The 22135-nt window shown below is 50.6% G+C and carries 13 protein-coding genes; all 13 read left to right on the top strand.

Annotation, left to right across the window (positions count from 1 at the left end; genetic code table 11):
• Window positions 1-419 precede the first annotated feature (419 nt).
• The 13 genes from pdxH to HRU10_08850 all read left to right on the top strand — a co-directional run bounded on the left by pdxH (window position 420) and on the right by HRU10_08850 (window position 22029).
• Complete coding sequence (gene pdxH, locus HRU10_08910; protein NRA27355.1) at window positions 420-1058, top strand: pyridoxamine 5'-phosphate oxidase; 639 nt, start codon at window positions 420-422, stop codon at window positions 1056-1058.
• 58 nt (window positions 1059-1116) lie between these two features.
• A complete protein-coding gene (locus HRU10_08905; GenBank protein NRA27354.1) occupies window positions 1117-1938 on the top strand; it encodes a histidinol-phosphatase in 822 nt (273 codons plus the stop codon).
• A 59-nt stretch (window positions 1939-1997) separates the two neighbouring features.
• The gene (locus HRU10_08900) at window positions 1998-3449 is read left to right on the top strand and encodes a TolC family protein (GenBank protein ID NRA27353.1); all 1452 of its coding nucleotides are present in this window, start codon (window positions 1998-2000) and stop codon (window positions 3447-3449) included.
• 25 nt (window positions 3450-3474) lie between these two features.
• Window positions 3475-4593 carry an efflux RND transporter periplasmic adaptor subunit gene (locus HRU10_08895; protein NRA27352.1) on the top strand — a complete coding sequence of 373 codons (1119 nt, stop codon included), beginning with the start codon at window positions 3475-3477 and terminating at the stop codon, window positions 4591-4593.
• Window positions 4590-5312 carry an ABC transporter ATP-binding protein gene (locus HRU10_08890; GenBank protein NRA27351.1) on the top strand — a complete coding sequence of 241 codons (723 nt, stop codon included), beginning with the start codon at window positions 4590-4592 and terminating at the stop codon, window positions 5310-5312. Before HRU10_08895 ends, HRU10_08890 begins: the two co-directional genes overlap by 4 nt.
• A 44-nt stretch (window positions 5313-5356) precedes the next feature.
• Window positions 5357-6550: an ABC transporter permease gene (locus HRU10_08885; protein NRA27350.1), complete on the top strand. Its 1194-nt coding sequence runs from the start codon at window positions 5357-5359 to the stop codon at window positions 6548-6550.
• A 57-nt stretch (window positions 6551-6607) separates the two neighbouring features.
• Entirely contained in the window at window positions 6608-7036 is a 429-nt protein-coding gene (locus HRU10_08880; GenBank protein NRA27349.1) for a DoxX family protein, read from the top strand.
• 59 nt (window positions 7037-7095) lie between these two features.
• Window positions 7096-8520 carry an adenylosuccinate lyase gene (locus tag HRU10_08875; protein ID NRA27348.1) on the top strand — a complete coding sequence of 475 codons (1425 nt, stop codon included), beginning with the start codon at window positions 7096-7098 and terminating at the stop codon, window positions 8518-8520.
• 120 nt (window positions 8521-8640) lie between these two features.
• A complete protein-coding gene (locus HRU10_08870; GenBank protein ID NRA27347.1) occupies window positions 8641-9903 on the top strand; it encodes a 6-phosphofructokinase in 1263 nt (420 codons plus the stop codon).
• Between the two features lie 96 nt (window positions 9904-9999).
• Window positions 10000-10878, top strand: a complete 879-nt coding sequence (locus tag HRU10_08865; GenBank protein ID NRA27346.1) for a hypothetical protein — start codon at window positions 10000-10002, stop codon at window positions 10876-10878.
• 162 nt (window positions 10879-11040) lie between these two features.
• Complete coding sequence (locus HRU10_08860) at window positions 11041-17193, top strand: hypothetical protein (protein NRA27345.1); 6153 nt, start codon at window positions 11041-11043, stop codon at window positions 17191-17193.
• Window positions 17194-17289: 96 nt separating this feature from the next.
• Window positions 17290-20256, top strand: a complete 2967-nt coding sequence (locus tag HRU10_08855) for a TonB-dependent receptor (GenBank protein ID NRA27344.1) — start codon at window positions 17290-17292, stop codon at window positions 20254-20256.
• A 30-nt stretch (window positions 20257-20286) separates the two neighbouring features.
• Entirely contained in the window at window positions 20287-22029 is a 1743-nt protein-coding gene (locus tag HRU10_08850) for a T9SS C-terminal target domain-containing protein (GenBank protein ID NRA27343.1), read from the top strand.
• Window positions 22030-22135 lie beyond the last annotated feature (106 nt).

Here is a 22135-nt window from a genome sequence, read left to right as displayed (position 1 = left end):
GAGGAACCGTGTGCGTTAATCGCGCTCGCACGGGTCTGTAGGAGTGCAGTCGAGCGATCGGCTGCACGACCTAGACCCGGTTTTATTGGTTGAATGGTCTATGTTGAGAGTTATCCGCTAATGGACGCTAATAAACGCGAATTTTTTTTCTGAGTTTTGAGTGTTCGTTTAAAAAATTCTGCATGGGATATTCTGATGCGAAAGCAATTTTTGTATTTGCGGCCGACGAGGGTTGTAGGAGCGGCGCTCTGTCGCCGCTGGGGCGGTTGTTTCGGTCTAAATCGTGACCGTGCTCTCCCTCCAATCGCATAATCTGGTTTAAAACCTACGCTCGTTGGATTGCAGACTCGTTTTCTTGCTGTCGAACGACCCCAATCAAAGTTTGAACTTCGCTTGGCTTTTAGGTGTAGTTTCAAACTATGGATCCATCCGCTCTCAGACAAGAGTATGCTCAAGCCAGTCTCGATCATGAAGATCTTCGCGAAGACCCAATGGAGCAGTTCGCTTTCTGGTTCGAACAGACGTGCAATGCCGATCTGCTCGAGCCCAATGCCATGACGCTCTCTACTGCAGATTTGCGTGGACGTGTGAGTTCGCGGACAGTTCTTCTGAAAGCATATGACGCAGAGGGTCTCGTTTTCTATACGAACTACGAGAGCGGGAAGGCTCAGCAGATTGGTGAGAATAATCAGGTTTCACTGTGTTTCCCGTGGTTGGCTTTGCAGCGACAGGTCATCATATGTGGCCGAGCGGAGAAGGTTTCTACGGCGACTTCGCTCAAATACTTTCTATCGAGGCCACATGGCAGCCAATTGGGTGCTTGGGTCTCCCAACAAAGTGCTGTTATCTCTTCGCGCAGTCTGCTTGAAACGAAGCTCAACGAGATGAAACAAAAATTCAAAGAGGGGCAGGTGCCGCTTCCCGATTTTTGGGGGGGCTTCCGCGTGCGTCCGGAAACAATCGAGTTTTGGCAGGGCCGTCCGAGTCGCTTGCATGATCGATTCCGCTACTCGAAAAAGGCAGGCGCGCAGTGGGGGATAGAGCGTCTGAGTCCATAGTGCGTCTCTTTGCACCTTCCCTCTTTACTCTTTTTTGACTCGAGTTTCGGATGCATCCATGAAGTTTGACTGTCATATGCACACTCCCCTCTGTGGCCATGCCCTCGGCCACACAGCAGAGTATGTACGTGAGGCAGCAAAGCGTCGTTTCGATCTGGTTACCTTTACTTGTCATATTCCGATGCGCGACGTGGGCTTTGGAGATGGCGCCATACGTATGGGGATGAAGGATCTGGATCAGTATTTTCGCCTGGTGGACGAAGGGCGAAAGGTCGGTGAGGAGTTCGGAGTCGAGGTGCTTACGGGGATTGAGGCTGAAGTTTTTCCTTCTGAATCGATTATGAAGGAGCAGGACAAAATTTTGGGCGACTATCCTTTCGAGTTCGTTCTCGGGTCATTGCACCATCATACTGACATCTTTCAGAAATGGCTGCGGAAGCATTCGATCGACAGTGATTTTGAGCGCATCGACAGCTATTTCCGCATTTTGGCCGACGCGGTGCGGACGGGGCGTTACGATAGTATGGCGCATCCTGATGTGATTCGTATTTATGGAACGGTTACAGAGATGGATCCTCTGGAGCATAAGGAGGTGATTATCTCCTTTTTGCGGGCTGCAGCGGAAGAGGATGTTTGCATAGAGGTCAACACCAGTGGTTTGCGAAAAGGCGTGTATACTGTGCATCCAGACCCATTCATTTTAGAGTGGGCCAAAGAGTTAGGCGTTAAGCTTACGATGGGTTCAGATTCTCACACCCCCGACACCGTAGGTTATCACTTCCACGACGTCGCCAAGCAGCTTGCAGGGATGGGATTTGAGTCTCTCTATTACCACAAAAATCGGGTTCAAGTCCCTGAGCCGATTGCCAACTTTATTTAGTTGGCTGTAACAAAGTTGGATTCTGATCTGTTTCCTATAGGCTGCTGCCCTGAAGTCGAATGTCCCGTTGCCTCCTACTTTTTCTTTGCCTCAGTCTGTCCATTTTGAAGGGACAGGGGGTATCGCTGAGCTTGGATTCGGCGGTGCGCGAGGCCCTGATCGCCAACTTCGATATTCGTGCATCGCTGCTCTCTACAGAACAGTCTTTGATTGGTATCGAGCAGGCTGAGTCGGCTTTCGATTGGGAACTCTCTGCGGATCTAAACTATCGCGAAAGGCTCTCTCCTGGTAGCAACACCGATCAAAGCGGTAACTCCAGCCCGTCTTCCGAGACAATCAACGGTGGCTTGGGCCTACGCAAGCGTACCTCATTAGGAACGCGCGTGGGGCTGAGCACTGGAAATAGCTACTCTAGCTTTAGTGAAGATATTGCTACGGATTTGTCCTTATCTATCAATCAGCCGCTGCTTTCTGGCGCTGGGAAAACGGTGAACCTTGCCAACGTCTTTAGGCGACGGGTCCAGAGTGAGTCTGCATTACTTGAATACCGGCAAGCGGTATTGAACTTGATCGAAGATGTATCGCTCGCCTACTGGGATCTAGCCCTCGTCCAGGAAGAGCGGAGCTTGTTAGCTTCGTCTCTGGAAGTTGCAGACAGCCTGGTGAGCGAAACTGAGCGTCGTCGTGAGCTGGGTCTCGCCACGGACATAGAAGTACTACGCGCCCAAGTTTCCCAAAGCGAACGCCGTGAAGCTCTCCTCAACATTGATCGAGGGATCGAGGCTGCAAGCGACCGTTTGCTCTTGCTCCAGGGAAAATCTGCTATCGATTTTCCAGTCCAACAGGTCGACGCCATGTCAGCAATTTCTCCAGAAGTTCCAGTGTTGGCTAATTGGATGCCTCGTGTTCGTGAGACGGATTTCGACCTGCGGATTCTTCAGAACAATTTTCGAATCGATGAGCGTGAACGCGAGGTGGCTGAGCGTAATTTGCTTCCTGAAGTAGGACTCACGCTGAGAGGAAGCGTGCTGGGACGGAGTGAAGACATCTCCGATGCCTATGAGGATGCTCTTAGCCGGAGTGGCTATAATTGGAGCGCCGGTGTGTCTTTGAGTATGCCCTGGGGGCGGCGTGCCGAGAAAGCGGATCTACGTAACGCGCAGATCGCACTGCGGCGGAACGAGCTCCGGCGTGAAGAACGTGTGGTGGGTATCCAACTCGAAGCTCGCCGCGTACTGCGCGACCTGAAGACGGGACTTGCGGCCCTTGAATTGGCCGAAACGCAAGTGGAGCTCAATCGACGCCTTTTTGAGCAAGAGCGTGCGCGTTATCGAGCCGGCACGGAGGCGTTTCGTGACGTGCTGGAGGCCCAACGGACTTGGGATAATGCTGAGCTGAGTCGCCTACGGCGTCTCCGTGATGTGCATCGCGCCGATTTGATCCGGGCCAGACTGGATCACGAACTCTTTTCACGATTTGGCATCGTTTGGGACGCAGATCAGCAGCTTTAGGTCTGATAGCATCATTTTATCATCTATGAAGAATATCATTATTTTCGTCGTCTTGATTGCTGGCTTAGGATTTGGCAGCTACACACTTTTTTTTGTCCTCAAAAAAGACCCAGAGTCTGACCGCCTCGAGACGATAGAAGAAGTCCGGACCGTCAGTGCGAAGATAGAGGATGTAAAAGAAGAGATTGTAACCAGCGCGGAGGTCAGGCCGATTGTTGAGACTGAAGTGAAGGCGGAAATTAACGGCCGGATCATTCGCATCTTAGTGGAAGATGGCCAGAAGGTGGAGCGGGGTCAGCCGCTCGTCGAGTTGGACCGCACACAGTTGCAGGCGCGTCTTCAGGAAGCAGAGCGCTCTTCCGAGGCTTATAAGCTCCGTCTGGAGCAAGCGGAGCGGGCTTACCAACGTCTTGAAGTGCTACGAGCAGAAGGCTTCGCTAACGAAGCTGATTTTTTAGACGCAAAGACGCGCTTGGATCTGGCAAAGATTGATTTGGAGATCCGTGAAACGCGCTTGGCTGATGCGCGTGAAAACTATCAGCGTACGACAGTGGTGGCGCCTCATGATGGGATCGTGATCGATCTGCGGATAAACGAAGGGCAGGTGATCAACGGCGTATCCTCTAATAATTCTGGCACGAAGCTCATGTCTGTTGCAGACCTAACACTGATGTATTTGGAGGCAAATTTGGGTGAGTTGGAGGTGAGCGATGTGTTCTTGGGTAAGATGGTTCAGGTGACCTTCGACTCTATCGAAGATTTGGAGCTCGACGCGCGCGTCACACAGATAGCGGCTTCCGCCCAACGTGATCGAAATCGCCCGGTATTCCCCGTGCGTTTCACGCTGTCGGCGACAGATGCACGGGTAAAACCCGGAATCAGTGGCGAGATAACGGTTCCGGTCGCTGAAGTCTCAGAGGCAGTGACTATCCCCATATCATGCTTATTTTTTGACGAAGACGACGAGCCGTTTGTCTATCTCAAGTCCGAATCTGGATTTTCTGAACACGACGTAGAAATCGGGCTAAAGGACATGCAGAGAATCGAGATCAAGCGTGGTCTCGATGAAGGCGATATGGTGTCACGTGCGCGCCCTCCAAAGGATACCATGGTTGAGAAGAGCTCTGAGGGAGAGGAGTCGTGAATGTTATCGAGGGTAGAGCACTGAGAAAGGTCTATAAGATCGGCTCAGAAAAAGTGGCCGCGCTTGACGGAGTAGATATCTCTATCAAGCGGGGAGAGCTCGTCGCAATCACCGGAAGTTCTGGTTCTGGTAAATCTACCATGATGCACGTACTGGGCCTCATGGACCGCCCGAGTGACGGTGAATTGTTTTTCGAAGACCAGCCGGTCACCCATCTCTCTAAAAAGAAACGTGCAGTACTGAGGTCTCGGAAGATTGGTTTTGTTTTTCAGTCCTTTAACCTACTGCCGAGACTGAGTGTCATCGATAATGTGTTGTTGCCTACGCACTACTCACGTCTTGCCGACCCAGATCGTAAGGAGCGGGCGCAGCGAGCATTGGAGCGTGTTGGGATGGCTCACCGTATGAACCATACACCGCTCGAGTTATCGGGAGGAGAGCGCCAGCGCGTAGCGATCGCCCGGTCATTGATCAATGACCCTCGGCTGATTCTGGGAGATGAGCCGACTGGCAATCTCGATAGCAAGAATGTCGATCGGATTATGGACCTCTTCCAAGAGCTTAAAGGGGAAGGGCATACCCTGGCGATTGTTACTCACGATCCCCATGTGGCCAGTTTCTGCGATCGGGTAATACGCACGAAAGACGGGCAAATTACTGAAGACTTCAAACAAGCGCCGCGATTGGAGAAGCGGCTTGAGGTGGGAGGTCACAGTTGATGGGCATGATATGGGTTGGAATTGTCAATGGTCTCAGAGAGATCATGGCTCATAAGGTGCGGACCCTTCTCGCGGTAAGTGGGATTGTTTTGGGTGTAGCAGCTCTGGTGTCGATGGTGGGGGTAATCGAGGGCCTGCTGGGTTCAACTCGGCAGTCTTTTGAGAGTATGGGGGGAATCGAGCGCGTTCAACTGGAGCGAGAGAATCCCCCTGATCGTCAGGTCGATATCGCCTTCCGCAGTCCTGGGATGACGTTAGCTGATGTCGCTGCCATCAGGCATACTGTGGAAGACATCAGTGCTGTGTCAGGCGTCTTTGAAATGGGCTGGCGACGTGTGCAAGGCCCGCGACATCGGGACTGGGATCGAATTAAGGGAATCCATCCCGACTTCTTCGAAATCATGAGCTACGAGATGGAGTTTGGCCGTTCGCTCAGTGAGTATGATCTTCAGGAGAAAGCTAGAGTAATCGTATTGGGACCCTATCTTGCACGTCGTTTATTTGGTCGCATCTCGCCTGTGGGTAGGCATGTGGTGTTAGAGGGGGAAAAATATTCTGTGGTTGGCGTGATCCGTGAGGAAATCGTTCCCGGCATCGGCAACAGCGAAAACACGCTACACTGGAAATTCCGCCAGTCATTTATTCCTATCACAACCGCGCAGGAACGTAGGAGTGTGGAGGAATCGATTTCGAAAATCGAGCTGCTGGTCGATGACTTGGAACAGCTTCCCGCTGTCAAAGATGCGCTGACAAATACCGTGCGTATGGCGCACAATGGTATCTTAGACTTTCGCTTGGAGACTCGTGAAGATCAGTTAGCAGAGCTCAATAGCATGGAGCGTAACTTCAAATTTTCTCTGGGTGGCATCGCTGCGATCTCGCTGGTCGTGGGCGGAATAGGTATCATGAACGTGATGCTGGCCTCGGTAAATGAGCGCATCCGCGAGATCGGCGTGCGCAAGGCAATCGGCGCCCAGGGCAGCGATGTGTTTATTCAATTTATCTGTGAATCGATCCTTATTAGCCTGCTCGGGTGTGTCATTGGGATGTTTATTAGCCTCGGGATAATCCGCGTATTTCAAGAATTTGTCCCTGGGGGAGACGTCATTGAATCGATTCCATGGAATGCGATGTTTATCGGTTTCGCGTTCAGTAATACCATTGGCATCCTATCGGGACTTTACCCAGCTTTCCGGGCAGCAATGCTCAATCCGATCGAAGCGCTCCGACACGAGTAGGGTCTGGCACCGTTATTTGAGTTGGGAATAGAATCTCGGTTTTGGAGTCCCACAACCATGATTCCAAAGTCGATTAAACTGTCTAAACCCCCTGCTAGCGTGAGCTGGGTCTTTCAAATCTTGGCAGCGGCGATTCTGCTGCAGACGCTATTCTTTAAATTTTCTGGGGCGGCGGAGTCTGTTTATATTTTCTCGACGATTGGCTTGGAGCCTTGGGGTCGCATTGGATCGGGGATTGCCGAATTAATTGCGGGCGTATTGTTGCTCATTCCAGCCACGATTTGGATTGGTGCATTCCTATCTCTGGGTGTGATTTCCGGGGCGATCGTAGCGCATCTCACCAAGCTTGGCGTCGTGTTGACGGTTGACGGACAAAGCGATGGCGGGACGCTTTTTATTTTGGCTGTGGTCGTGTTTGTGGCTTCCGCAATTGTCTTGTGGCTGCGTCAGCCGATTTTCAGGCGGACACCGCCCGCCGTTGATTAAGGAGGCTATCTGCGGCTTCGAGATTGCAACGGCGGTCTGCTTTGCGGATCTTCGCGACAATGGAAGCTGTATTGAATGTCCTGGCTGACCGCTATGCCTCGCGCGAGATGGTGGCGATCTGGTCAGCTGAGGGAAAAGTCCGGATGGAGCGATCGCTTTGGATCGCGGTAATGCGCGCCCAGCGCGACTTGGGTTTAGAGATACCCTCAGAGGCGATTGAAGCTTACGAGAAGGTGCGCGATCGGGTCGATCTTGAGGATATAAAGGCTCGGGAAAGGGTCAGTCGTCACGACGTCAAGGCGCGCATCGAGTCCTTCTGCGCAGCGGCTGGCTACGAATATGTCCATATGGGGATGACGAGCCGGGACCTCACAGAAAACGTAGAGCAGCTTCAGGTGAAACATGCGCTGGAGACGACCCGCGATAAAATGGTCGCCGTTCTTTCGAAGCTTGCTGTGCGTGCTACAGAGTCTCGAGATACTCCTTTGGCTGCTCGGACTCACAATGTCGTCGCTCAAGTGACTACTGTTGGGAAGCGTTGGGCCATGTTTGGAGAGGAAAGTCTGTTTGGTTTTGAACAGTTGGATGCGCTTTTAAAGAGCTACCCGCTTCGAGGGCTCAAAGGTGCGGTAGGCACTCAGAAGGACACCTTGCAGTTGTTTGATGGAGATGCGCAACGTGCTGCTGATCTCGAATCTGCTGTGAGGCAGCACCTGGGGTTTGAAAGCGTTTGGGACAATGTGGGGCAGGTATATCCTAGAAGTCTGGACGCTACGGTGATCAACACACTGGTTGAACTGGCGTCGGGCATGGCTAATTTCTCTAAAACCCTGCGGTTGATGGCGGGACAAGAACTGGCTAGTGAAGGCTTTGCTCCGGGGCAAACCGGATCGTCGGCCATGCCGCATAAGATGAACAGCCGCAGCACAGAGCGCATCAATGGGTTTCATACGATTTTGAAAGGCTATCAGACGATGGCTAACGGTTTAGCTGGAGATCAATGGAATGAGGGTGACGTGTCATGCTCGGTAGTCCGTCGGGTGTGTCTGCCTGATGCATTTTTTGCGATGGATGGGTTGATCGAAACGATGCTCACCGTGCTGAATCAGATGGAGGTGAACCGCCCGGTAATCGACTGCGAGGTGGCCCACTACCTCCCGTTCTTAGCATCCACCGCTCTGTTGATGGCGGCTGTGCAGTCGGGTATGGGGCGTGAGGCGGCTCATGCCCGCGTGAAGCACCATGCTGTCGAAGCGCTCCGCAAGATGCGTAGTGGGGAGAGTAGCGAAAACGGGATGATTGCCGGTCTAGGTGCTGACGATAGCTTCCCACTCAACTTGGATGAAATGAATAAGATCTTGGAGCATGCTCGTGCTGAAAGCGGTGTGGCAGCGAGTCAGGTGGATGCTTTTGTAGAGCAAGTTTCGCGTGTCGCGCAGCGTTACCCAGAGGCTCTTAAGATAGAGCCCGGTGATATTCTTTAGAACGCTCATGATCACTTCGAACATTTGAAGATTCGAAGTGTCAGGCTTGATGCGTCGCCTTTTTAGTTGCTTTAGCAGGAGGCGTAAAATTTCATCTGCGCTTAAAAATTTTTAAGAACTATGGCCGAAGAACTAGAAGGAAATTGTCTTGTCGCACAATCGGGCGGACCCACCGCTGTGATCAATGCCAGTTTGGCCGGAGTCGTCACCGAAGCTCTGAACCATGAGTGCATCGAGGAGATTTACGGAGCAAACAATGGGGTCCTCGGGATCTTAAACGAGGATATCGTTGACCTGGCTGAGCAGTCTCAACAGACGATCCGCGGTTTACGTCACACGCCCGCCTCAGCGCTGGGAACATGCCGGTATAAGCTCAAGAAGCAGCAAGACTTCGAGCGAGTGCTTCAGGTATTTGAGGCGCATAATATTCGCTACTTTTTTTACATCGGAGGCAATGATTCTCAGGACACTGCGGACAAGATTTCCAAGCTGGCCCAATCTAAGGGTTATGCGCTGCGCGTGATCGGAATTCCCAAGACCATCGACAATGATCTTGTAGGCACGGACCATACTCCGGGCTACGGTTCCGTTATTAAGTATGTGTCGACGACTGTGCGTGAAATGGCCTGTGACCATGAGGGCATGGGTCGCCATGATCTGGTTTCTATTCTTGAGGTTATGGGCCGCAGTGCGGGCTGGATCGCTGCTGGAGCATCCTTGGCAAAGCGCAAAGACCATCCCCACGACCCGCCTCACATCATTTGTTTGCCGGAGGTAGCATTCTCTGAAGAGAAATTTATCAACGATGTCCGCAATACCCTAAAACGGGAAAAATTTTGCCTCGTTGTCGTGGGTGAGGGACTGGTTGACAGCGATGGTAACTATGTTTCGACATCTTCGGGTGCGACCGATGCTTTTGGTCACGCTCAGCTAGGTGGAGCGGGAGATTACCTCATGCGCCTCGTCGAAGACAATCTAGGTATCAAAGCTCGTTCAGCCAAGCTGGGGATTCCTCAAAGAGCAGCTGCACATTGCTCATCTCAAGCTGACAATGATGAGGCATTCCTGGCGGGACAAGCAGCTGTAAAAGCTGCGATGGACGGAGTGACTGATAAGATGGTTACCCTGGTCCGGGGTGATTCGGATCAATACACCTGTGAGACTGGCCTCATGGATCTCAGTGAAGTCGCGAACGGCGTGAAGCTCCTGCCACGCGACTGGATCAATGAAGACGGGATCAGCATGAATTTCCCCTTTTACAAGTATGCTAACCCGCTCATTCAAGGCGAAGTGACTGTCCCTTACGACAATGGCTTGCCTGCCTTTGCGAAGGTCGCTCAGGTCCGGGTCTCTCGCCTTCTTGAACCTTACAATGCAGGTTAATTCCGTGTTGGATTGATTTCGATTTACCCGGTTCTGCTTCGATGGAGCCGGGTTTTTTGCGGATTTTATCTGAATTGTGGCGTTTGATAATTACGCATGGTGCGCTCGGTGATATTTTTTGTATTTCTCTCCCTCGTCCTTGAGGGACAGGAGCTACGCTTGGACTCACTTATCGAGGCGTCACCTTTTGTGCCCGAGGGATTCGGGCGTCCTCAGCTGGAGACGAGACGAGAAGTGGCTGAAATCGATGAGATCGAGGAGGCATTTGAGATTCGAGGGGTGGTGGAGATTGGAGGAAAAGTCGTCTACTCCGTGCGCAATAGGAAAGACGGCCGTTCTGTGTGGACTGAGGCAGGGAGTGACATGGGTGGGTTCTTCCCAGAAATTGTGAGCTATGATCCCAATGAACGCGCTGCTGTGGTGCGTCTGGGAGATCAGATGGCGACCCTAGAGATCTCTGAAACAGCCTGGCGTTCGGAGCCGCAATTCGAAGACAGCCAAAAAGAACAACGTGAATTGGGCGGCAATCGAGAGGTGCGTCGAGTCGAACGACAACCGAGTATTGAGCAGCGAAGAGATAATCCTGTCAGGCGTGTCCTACGCCCGCCAGAGCCCACCGATGCGTCTACTGTCGTTCGTGGTAAGCACTTCAATCCGAGTAGGAGCGAAAATTTCCAGGCAGCCGTGTTACCTGCACCCCCCGTTGCGCCACGTCCGTTTTCTGGAAGTCGACAGCCTTCAGAGGAGACGGATGATACAGAAACACGCGCACCCGAAACACCTACAGAATCGGTTGGAGAAGAGGACGGAGTGGCGCTGAACGAAGAAGAAGTTGTGCTGGAGGCCCCACAGGAAGTGCCACCGCCTGCGCCGGCGACACAGCCGCCACGCGAGATTCCTCAATTGCCGCCGGGTTTTGATTTGGAGGCCTTTCTACGCGAACGCGCTGAGCGTAATCAGCAATCACCTGATTGATTGAGGATAGCTTAAGCTTGGATCAATCTCCAGTATTGACGGATCGCGCATCTTCACTGATCTCAAATTATCCGGGGAGCTCTGTTAGCTTTACCCCAAAATGACCGTCTGTTGCATTCGCCGACGATGCCTTGCCTCAAGGCTAACATCTAAAACTTTGTGATGAATACCCTCAATTCCTTTGCTCGGATCTTCTGCCTTTTGGTTCTTGCTGCCCTACCCTCAAGCTTTGTTTGGGGTCAGCCTCAGCCACAAGAGATCAGTTTTAACCCTCCCGCCGAGGTTGAGGTAGGCACCGTCGTTGAGCTTGATGCGACGTCGAGTGCTGGACTCACAGTGACATACACGATCGATGATGGTGCATCGGCACCTCCAGCAGGCGGGGATTATTTTATATTTACCAATTTTCTGCAGGGAATAAGCACGGCTGCAACTGAACCAGGCGTTGTCGTGATTGATGCCGATCAGTCGGGAACCGAGGCGATTGCGGTAGCTGCTACCGTGACGCGTTCAATTAGTTTTCAGTATCCGGTTGTCATTAACTACCAGGTTGATGAATCGAGTTCCTTCGCCGATGAAGGTTTTGCAATTGAGTTTTTTCCTAAACTCTCAGCTCTGGCTTCGGGCTTTACCCCTGTGGTAGCAACAGCAGATTCGCCTTTGGCAACTGACATCACCTTGACAGTGGATTTTGGAGATGCTTCGGTGGAGAACAACATCTTGTACGTCCAAGGGAGTGGCCTGGTCTCTGTTTCGGCAAGTTATGTCGAGACGACCACAGACCTTTATTTGACGGCTCAGACGAGTTTCTTGATCGATTTGGGTGATCTGATTTCTCAGAACAATAACCTCGATAACTGGACATGGAGCAACCCGTCAGTTGATAACACTTCCGAGGTATTGGGATTTGCAGATGACGGTAGCACTGTCGTCGCAGTAGGTCGCAGTGGTTTGGTTCGTACTTCCTCGAACGGCATAAATTGGACGGACCGAAATTCAGGTGTGACAACGGACATTGAAGGCATCACCTACGCTTCTGGATTAGGTCTCTTCGTCGCAGTGGGAGAGTCCGGGACAATATTGACGTCACCCAACGGTATTACATGGACTCAGCGTAGCTCTCCGTCTGGATTTTCTTCAAGGCTGCGCGATGTTGTCTTTGCGGAGTCGAGGCTGGTTGCGGTAGGCGATAATGGCAGCTTGTTAACTTCTGCCAATGCGTTGAGTTGGACGGATCGCTCGCTCAGCGTCGATGGCAACGATCTAAACTCTATCGCTTACGGTGAGGGGATCTTCGTCGCAGTGGGTGATGATCTAACAGTTGCCACGGCGGATAATCCTGAGGCGGGTTGGACGATTACGACCGTCGGCGTTTCGGATTCCTTCACCCGAAACTCGCTTAATGATATGCTCTACGACGGAGAGGATTTTATCGCGGTAGGCGAAGAGGGCACGCTGCTACAGTCGAGCGACGGGGTTTTCTGGGAAGTTCAGTTCGCGTCAAGAGCGAAGGGACTGAACACGGTAGCGGAGGAGAACGGGACGATCATTGTTCTCGGTGAGACCGGAGACGCTGTGGTAAGCTTGGACAAGCAATTCTGGGAAGAGGGCTCTACTGGCTTTGTTTATGATATCCAGGAGGCTCACTATTTTAACCGTCAATTCATTGCGGGAGGGAGTAATGGGGTGATTTTGACCTCTAGTTCGGGGGTGGCTTGGACCGTGCGCGATGCTGACATTCGCGACTCAGTGAATGGATCTGCATTCAATGGAAGTATCCATTTGGCCGTAGGGGACAACGGTCGCTTATTTCGGTCATCGGATGGAGCGTCTTGGGTATCCTCGACATTGGGAGGTGGTTTCACTGAGGACCTTTATGGTGTCGTCTACCACGAATCTCAGGATCAGTTTGTCGTCGTGGGTGAAGGGGGCTCGGTTTTTACCTCAAACAATGGAACGGTCTGGACGCGTCGGATTGTCAGCGGATTGGGCGATCTGCGCTCGGTGACTTATTCATCATCGCTGGATCTTCTCGTGGCTGTGGGGGACGATTTTTCTATAGCTACGAGTAGCAACGGTGCCACATGGATTGTGAGAAGCAGCGGCGCTGGTAATGACCTTCAGTCGGTGGCCGCAGGTAGTGACGGGCTGGTGGCCGTGGGGGATAATGGACGCATCATTTTTTCGGACGATGGTATAAACTGGGACGTTCAGGTCTCTTTCACGACGGACTATTTGTATTCGGTCGCTTTTGGCAGGGGACGCTTTGTTGTCGTGGGTGAGGACGGAGTAGCGCTTCTGTCTGATTCTGGAACGACTTGGGTGCGCCAAGAAACGGGAGTACGCGAGGACATCCATAGCGTCATTTACTCAGGAAATACCTTCGTTGCCGTGGGCGTAGGCTTTAGTTTCCTAAGTTCAGAGGATGGGGTAAGCTGGACGGCACTTGCATCTGGGGGAGCGACCGGGCTCAATTTTGTATCTTCGGACAATGATCTGTTGGTCGCTGTCGGTGAATACGGGATTATTTTGACGTCTAGCGTGGGAATCGTGAGTGGCTTGGACGATTGGGAAGCACAGATTCCTGAAATCACTGGGACAGATTTGAATGAGGTAATCGTAGGACGCGGTGTGATTGTTGCAGTGGGCGATGAGGGCCTTATTTTGGTGTCGAGCGATGGGATTTCTTGGCAAACGGTAGAGTCTGGGACAACAAGTAATCTCAACGCGATCACCTACGGAAATGGCACCTTTTTAGTGGTGGGGGAAAGAGACATTTTGTATTCCACCGATGGGTTGGATTGGGAGCAAAATACTATCTGGTTTGCGGGCTTACAGGACGTCGTCTATGGGGACCCTGGAGGCGTGCCAACTTTTGTCGCCGTTGGCCTAGGCGGAGGCGCATTAGTCTCGAACGATGGCAGAAACTGGGCTTCTGCGAGTACTCCAGCCTTTGAAGGACCAGATTTCTTCGCTGCCACTTTCTACAATGGTATTTTCATGATCGGTGGATCTGCAACCGAATTTAAGCAGCAAAATGAGAATGCGACGACTATTGGTACCTCTACTGATGGTCGCAGTTTTGTTCGGCGAATACCCCCTCGGCGAGGTGATGGATTCGTTACCGACACGATCAAGGAAATCGCAGCTGGAAACGGTGTCTTTATGTTGGTTGGAGAAAATATGATTTTTCGGAATCGAGATCGATATGCTGAGGCGAATAGCTTTCCTGTAACGGACGTCCAATCTGTAGATATCAGCACGGGCTCGCTAGTTTTAGAGACGATATTCACCAGCATTCAGCGAGGATTTCCCTATGAAGGGGTAGCCTATGGGGAACCTGATGGTGAGCCGGCGTTTACTATTGTGGGCCGAGATGGCGCGATTTTAAGAATAACCGATGGAATTCTCGGCGCAACAGAGACAAGATTCTCACAATCCTCCGATGACCTATCTGGCGTTACTTTCTCAGAATACGGCTTCATCGGAGTCGGCGATTCTGGTCGTGTGCTTCAGTCTCAAGCAGGCCGGGATTGGCGGGTATATAATGCCGCCCTCGCTGATCCTTTCAATGCTATCATATTCGGTGAAGAGTATATTGTCTCCGCAGGTAATAATGGCCAGTTGCTTACTTCGGGGGATGGGTTAAATTGGCTATTGAGAGACCCTGGAGTATCTGTTGATTTGAATTCCGGCGTATTTGGCACGGGAAAAGTGGTTGTCGTAGGGGATAGCGGATCGGTTTTTTTCTCGGATTCAGATGTGGCAGCTGCAAAATTCGGTGAGTCCTGGGCGTCTGCCTTTACGCCGACGGTTAAAGATTTATATGCTGCTACTGTCAGCGGTGGAGAATATGTGGCGGTCGGCGATAGTGGAACAATCCTCTCCTCCGCCAATGGCGAGTCGTGGATTAGTGTTTTATCCCCGACACTCACGCCTCTCCGAGACGTTGTTCCTGTAGGAAATAATCGTTTCTTGGCCGTGGGTGATTCGGGGGTTGTGGTCCGCGAAAATGAGCTTGGAGACTGGGAATTACTTGCCTCGGGACTGAGTGCTGATATATCTGCAGTAGCTTTTGACGGGACAACGATTGTTGCCGTGGGAGAAAGTGGATTTGTTGTGCGCTCTACCGACTTGGGGAGCACCTGGCAAATTGTAGACTCGGAGGTCGAGGTGGACCTGGTGGATGTCAGTTTTGCAAACAATGTGTTCATCGCGACTGGGCGAGATGGCGTGCTCTTGTCTTCTTCTTCCGGTACTTCGTGGACCCCGCGCTATACCGGAACAAATCAGTTGATCCGATCTGCCGATTTTAGAAATGGCTTGTACGCATTCGTAGGGGGGTTTGGAGAGGTGCGCACGTCTGGAAACTTTATACCAGCGGAGGCACAAAGTATTTCCTTTGAGCCATTTGCAGCCGTGCGTTTGGGAGAGCAGTGGGTTCCACTGGTAGCACGTAGTTCAAGTGGCTTACCTGTTTCATTCTCCGTTTCTGATGATTCTATCGCTCGACTCACCGGGGAATTTAATGAGTTTGTCACTCCGTTGCAGGAAGGTACGTTTATTGTGACAGCCAGCCAGCAAGGTGATGCTGCTTTTAAAGCGGCAGATTCGGTGACGGCGACGATAACAGTCCTTAAGCAGGCTCAAAGTATTGTTTTTGATGAGATCCCAGACCAGCCGTTTTCGCCAAATACGATTGTGCTGAGCGCCAAGGCGTCGGGTGGTTCTACGGTTCTCTTTGAGGTGTTGGAAGGTGATGCAACCATAGAGGGAAATCGTCTCACTTTACAGGGTGCCGGCAGTGTTCAGGTAAGGGCATTTACGGCGGCAACTGCAGATTTTAGCGAGTCGGAAGAAATTCAGATCTTTAATGTCGAGCGCGCAGAGCAGTCGATCACTTTCGACGAAGTCTTTGCAAACGATTTTGTGGGGCAACAGGTTGAACTCAGCGCCTTGGCGAGCAGTGGTCTCCCGGTAACTTTGGCCCTTACAAGTGGTCCTGGTAGTTTAGAAGATAATATCCTTACAGCTCTCGATGAAGGGGCGATTATCGTGACTGCATCGCAGGAAGGCGATGACGATTTCTTACCGGCGGCAGAAGTCGAGCGGACGATTCAGGTCGGTGTCGAGGTCATTAATCGCGGTTGGCGTGAACGAGACTTCCCCGTTGATGAGGGCATCTTGAGTATTGCGTCAAATGGAGACGATGTCGTCGCAGCTACCTCTTCGGGCACACTCTACTTCCAGGCGAATGCTGGAGAATGGTCCCAGGTGCTAAATGCTGGGACTCGGATACATCAGGTAGCTTATCTAAACAATGGTTGGATTGCAGTCGGGTTATTCCGGGCAATTGGATCAGGATCCTATCGTTCCATTTATACTTCCACCGATGGAGTTACTTGGGAGGCGAGATTTACAAATTTCAGTTCACCCCTTCTGTGTGTCGAGTATTTCAAGGGCGCCTATTATATCGGTTCTGTGTTTGGGAAAGTATATCGATCTACGGACTTGGACTCTTTTGAAGAAATAAGCCTGCAACAGTTGTCAAAAGTGAATGATTTGTTTGTGGGCGGAGGGCGACTGTTTGCTCTCGGCGATGGAGGTAATTTGCAGGCCTCCTCTGACGGTCAGAGCTGGTCGCCACAATCTGTGGCGACTTCCTCAAGTCTCAGCGCTGGGGTGTCTTCGGGAGATAAAGCTGTCATTGCTACAGTCTCGGGCGAATTGTTCCTTTCCGAGGATTTTAGGACTTGGCGACGCGTGTTCCGCGACTCCCTATTGGTCATAAATTCTGTGAGCTACGGCGCAAATCGATTCCTGGCGGTAGGAACCAAGGGCACCATCTTGTTTTCTCAATTGGGTGAAGCCTGGAGCAGGCAACTTTCTAAGACAGACCAGGCTCTCTTCAATGTGACGATTTCGGAGACGTACAGCTTTGTCGGGGGAGCCCTAGGAACCGTGTTGAGATCCACGAATCCCGTTGCCCAATCTGTGCCGAACAGCTTCATCGCCCAGCGCGCTGCGCCGATGCGATCAGGCTGGTTCCAGTTAGAATGGTTCGGCCTTTTCAATGACACATTCTCTCCGTGGATCTATAACGCAGAGTTGGGTTGGATCCATATCGCTGAGCGATCGACCTCAGGATTCTGGATATACTTTCCCGAGAGTGGCTGGGCATGGACCGATAGCGGCAGCTATCCCTACGTTTACAATTCAAGTGTGAACGCGTGGGAATTTGTAGGTGAAGCAACAGCTGTGGGCTATTGGGTGTATTCCTTCCAGGACGCATCCTGGAGATTTGTCACGAAATAGCCCTATTTCTGTAACAATGTTAAAGCTCCGTTAAGGGCGGAGTTCTAGATTGCGCGTGTGGATTCGGGATCCATTTCTTTAGGCGCTTCTAGATCTATGCACACATTACTCTCCCGATTACTCGCTTTCTGCGGTGCGCTTTGCATCGCAGGCGTGACTCAAACTTTTTCACAAGATACAGAAGCCGTTGCTGCCACTGGAAGGATCGCTGGTCTGGTAGTTGATCTTGATACCGCTATGCCCCTCATCGGTGCGAAAGTAGTCGTAGAGGGAACGGGGATAAGTGCGACTACCGACTTGGATGGCCGCTACAGCCTGGAGGATATTCCTACTGGCAGTGTGAATGTCACGTTTGATCGTGATGGCTACCAAGTGATCCAGGTGGATAATGTGATAGTCGAAGCAGGCGTCACCTCTCCCTTGGAGCTGGGTTTGCCCCGTGCGGTATCAGAAGCCGATAAACTTCTTGAAGAAGGTGTTGTCGAACTCGAAGCCTTCGTTGTGGAGTATGAAGCGGTCGTCTCAAATTCCCTGGCGCTCCTCGCTGACCGACAGAAGTCCGCATCCGTAAGTGATGCGATTGGTTCAGATTTATTCTCAAGTCTGGGGTTAGGAGATGCGGCTGAGGCAATGACAAAGGTTACAGGTGCGTCGGTCCAGGATGGCAAATATGTAGTCATCCGTGGACTTGGAGATAGGTATTCAAACACCCTACTGAACGGAGCGTCTATCCCTAGTTCAGATCCCGACCGTCGTGCAGTTCAGATTGATCAGTTTCCCAGTGATCTCCTCGAGAGCATTGTAACAAGCAAGTCTTTCACACCGGATCAGCCGGGTGCCTTCTCTGGAGGATCCGTAAACATCAAAACTAAGGATTTTCCTGATGGGTGGTTTTATAAGGTTTCTGGTTCTCTAAGCTACAATACAAAAACTACTGGAAAAGATATACTTGTCGTTCCTGGAGGAGGAACTGATTGGCTGGGCATGGACGACGGTAGTCGTGAGCTCCCTTCTAGTTTACCAGAGGAGATACCCTCACCCCGTCGGGCACAGATACTGGCACGTTCTGGAGATTTCTCATTGGCCGAAGAACTGAATTCGGCCACACGTGCTTTTTCAAACGACACTTATTTCCCCTCGGAAGACAACGCTCTTCCAAATGGTGGATTCTCAGTTGCATTTGGCGATCGATTCGATTTCGAGAGTGAAAAGCAACTAGGTTACATTTTTAGCCTGACATATGATGCGAGTTCATCGTTTTATGATGACGGGATCACAAATCGATTTCAGGCTCTGGATTTTGAAGGAACGGAAGTTCAATATAACCGAATTTTTTCAACAAATCTGTCGGATTACAGCTCTGGATTTGGCGAAAGTTTTGCGAATTTAGAAAATACTGATCTAGGCATTCAACCTTTGGGAACGACCTCATCGACACAGTCTGTGAACTGGGGGTTGTTCGGAAAGTTAGCTTTCAAGCCTTCGGAGTCTCACAAAATTACACTGGATCTTTTTCACAATCAGTCCGGCGACGATAATGTCCGGCGAGGAATCGGAGAAGATCCAAACGATGCAGTTAGTCTCTTGAACGCTGTTTACGACATTATCTACACGGAACGTTCTCTTTCATCTGTGCAGTTGGCTACGGAGTCAGTTTGGGGAGAAGACGACGAGTGGAAAATGGAGTGGCAACTATCGCTGGCTAGAAGTACGCAGCAGCAGCCTGATTATCGAGCATTTGGCTATCGCTACAATATGGCAGATGGGGTTTTTGAAGATCGTTCAGGTTCTGATTCATCTCGGATATTTCGCGATCTGACTGACCGGAATTCGGAACTTTCTGTTGATATGACTTACAATTTTAAGCAGTTCAGGGATTTAGATCTCAGCTTAAAGTTCGGAGGGCTATATGGCTATGGCGACCGTAACCGCATAGAAGATTCATTTAACTTCAGGATATCTCCCAATTCTGAGGAGTCACTTTTCAACTACCCCAACCCTGTGGGTATTACAGAAAGAACAGAAGACAGTGTTGAATTCGGAAACGTTATTGAGCGCGCATCTACACTTAATAACTATACAGGAAAGCAAGTTATAAAAGCAGCCTATGCTATGGTGGACTTCAAATTTTTTGAGGATTTTCGCGTGATCACAGGGGCGCGTTTTGAAACTACTGATATTAAGACTACGCCAACAAATACGCTTGCGGAGGCAGGTCTATTAGAGGAAGAAAGCTTTTTGCCAGCGTTTAGCTTGGTCTACTCTATTAATGAGCGACAGAATTTGCGTTTTGCCTACGGGAAAACGATGGCTCGACCTACATATAAAGAGCTAACGGATATTCGTATTTCAGATAATTTCACCGATCAGGTTTATCGAGGAAATCCCAACTTGGAGCTTACCGAGATAGACAATTTTGATCTCCGTTGGGAGTGGTTTCCAAATGACGGTGAAATCATAGCGGTAAGCCTTTTTTACAAAGAACTGGCTAACCCGATAGAGCAAATCCTTGATTCTACGGGCGCTATCACGCCCCAAAACGTTGAGGAGGGAAAAGTCCAAGGTGTGGAAATCGAGTTTCGCAAGGGCCTTGGATTTATCTCTGATGCACTTTCAAATTGGAGTTTTGGAACTAATTTCGCTTACATAGATTCCGAGGTTAGTATTCCTGATGACGAACTCGCATCACTAAGAAGCGTTATACCGGATTTCGAAAGTATAAGAGAATTGGTTGGGCAATCTCAATATACATTTAATCTTGATACTACCTATAATAACCCTGAATGGGGGCTGGTTGCCACTTTGGCATTCAACATAGTGGGAGAGAGCTTGGACCTTGTTACATCAGGACCACTCCCTGACGTTTTTGAACAACCTGCTCCAAACCTAGATCTTATTATTTCAAAACAGCTCGGCGATCGATGGAGCTTAAAGCTAAAAGCGGAGAACCTTTTAGACCCTGACTTTGAAAAGACTGTTTCATTACAAAATGAGGAGATTATTTACTCCTCCTATTCACGAGGTATGAGCTTCTCGATAGGGGCCTCCTACTCTTTTAATTAGCAATCAGTTAATTAGAAATCCAAAATGACCATGAATAACTCAATCACGAAACTAATAACCTCTGCTGCTTTCTCTGTAACTGCAGCTTTTGCAGCGGAAATCACCGTTAGTGAAAACATCACGACGGATACAACTTGGTCGGCAGACAATACCTACGTTCTCGACGGGCAAATTTTTGTCACCGAGGGAGCAGAGCTGACCATCGAAGCTGGAACTACAATATATGGTGAGGAGACCGAGCCCGCGTCTGCTCTCATTATTACAGTCGGCTCGACGATCGACGCTCAGGGAACTGCAGATGCTCCGATCGTCTTTACTTCTATTCTGGCTCAGGAGGGCGACCTCACGGCAGATGACGCGGCATTATGGGGTGGTCTAATTATCTTAGGTGACGCGTCAATCAACTCACGCGCTGACAGTGAGACCACTTTTACTGATCCCATTACCGACCAGATCGAGGGATTTGAGGGAGCTGGAATTGAAGAATTAATTACCTTTGGTGGAAGTGATGATGACGATAATTCAGGAACTCTCCGTTATGTCAGCATTCGCCATGGGGGCTCAGTAGTTGGTGCCGACAATGAGATCAACGGTCTCACCCTTGGTGGTGTGGGATCAGAAACGACTATCGAGTTCATCGAGGTTTTCGCGAATAAGGATGATGCGATTGAATTCTTCGGTGGAACTGTAGACGTGAAGTATTTTGTCAACGCCTTTGGATACGACGACGGTGTTGATTATGATCAAGGCTGGCGCGGTAAAATGCAGTTCGTCTTCCACATTCAGCGTGAAGCTACTGAAGATGCAGGGGACAAGGCTGGTGAGCACGACGGTGCCACTTCACCAAAATTCGAAGCAACTCCACTTGGAGAAGGTGTTTTGGCAAACGTGACTGCTATCGGTTGGGGAGAAAACACTGCTCTTAATATCCGAGACAATGCTGGTAGTGAATATTACAATTCCATCTTCACCAACTTCGATAAACTCTTTCTTATCGAGTCTGACATCTCTGAAGACCTCTCTCTTGATCGCCTTAATTTCGTTAATGGAATCTGGTGGTCTTCAGTATCAGACAATAACACGGTTGCGGGAATCCAGGATTTGACGGGCGACAATGTTGATATTACCTCAGTGATTACTGCGGGGAACAACGAAGTCACCAATCCTCTCTTGAACTCCATCTCGATCGCTGGTGACGGCACTTTGGATCCTCGTCCATCGGCCGACAGCCCAGCCATTTATGGTGCTGCAGCTGTTCCAGATGGTGACTTCTTCGTTCAGACCGGATATCGCGGAGCATTTGATCCGAATGCTGAGCTTTGGATCGCTGGTTGGACAGCTCTGGATGAGTATGGGTTTCTTGCAGATACTTCTGGAGCCGAGACTAGTTCAATTACAGCAGTGTCTTCGCGTTTGACGGTAAATCCTGGTGCAGAGGTTAACGTTGGATTCATCCTGACCGCGACGACCGATATGTATCTTGCTGCTAAGTCTATCTCTGACGAAGGTGTAGATACCCTCGAAGACCCTACAATGACTCTATTTCGTTTTAACGGAACTGAATTCGTTTCAGTTGCTGTAGTTGATGATTTCGATTCTTCTACGACATTTCCCTCAGCAGTTGCGCCAGTTCTTTCAACAGATACCGCAGCTATCCTGACTCTTGACGCTGGATCCTATGCAGTTGTTGTTTCCGGCGAAACAGATACCGATTCGGGCGAAGTCCTCGTTGAGGCCTATGACCTGGGTTACGCAAACTCGGTTTCTGAGTAAGCGACTCCTCTCTTATTGATCTAGATTTAAGCCCTGGGTATCTACCCGGGGCTTTTTTTGTGCCGATATATCTGTATAGTGCTGAGCGATGTCCTTCTTGCAAAGA

The sequence above is a fragment of the Opitutales bacterium genome (assembly GCA_013215165.1).
Classification (GTDB): domain Bacteria; phylum Verrucomicrobiota; class Verrucomicrobiia; order Opitutales; family JABSRG01; genus JABSRG01.
Note: the sequence above shows the minus strand (reverse complement) of the source record. Positions and strands in the feature narration are given on the sequence as shown.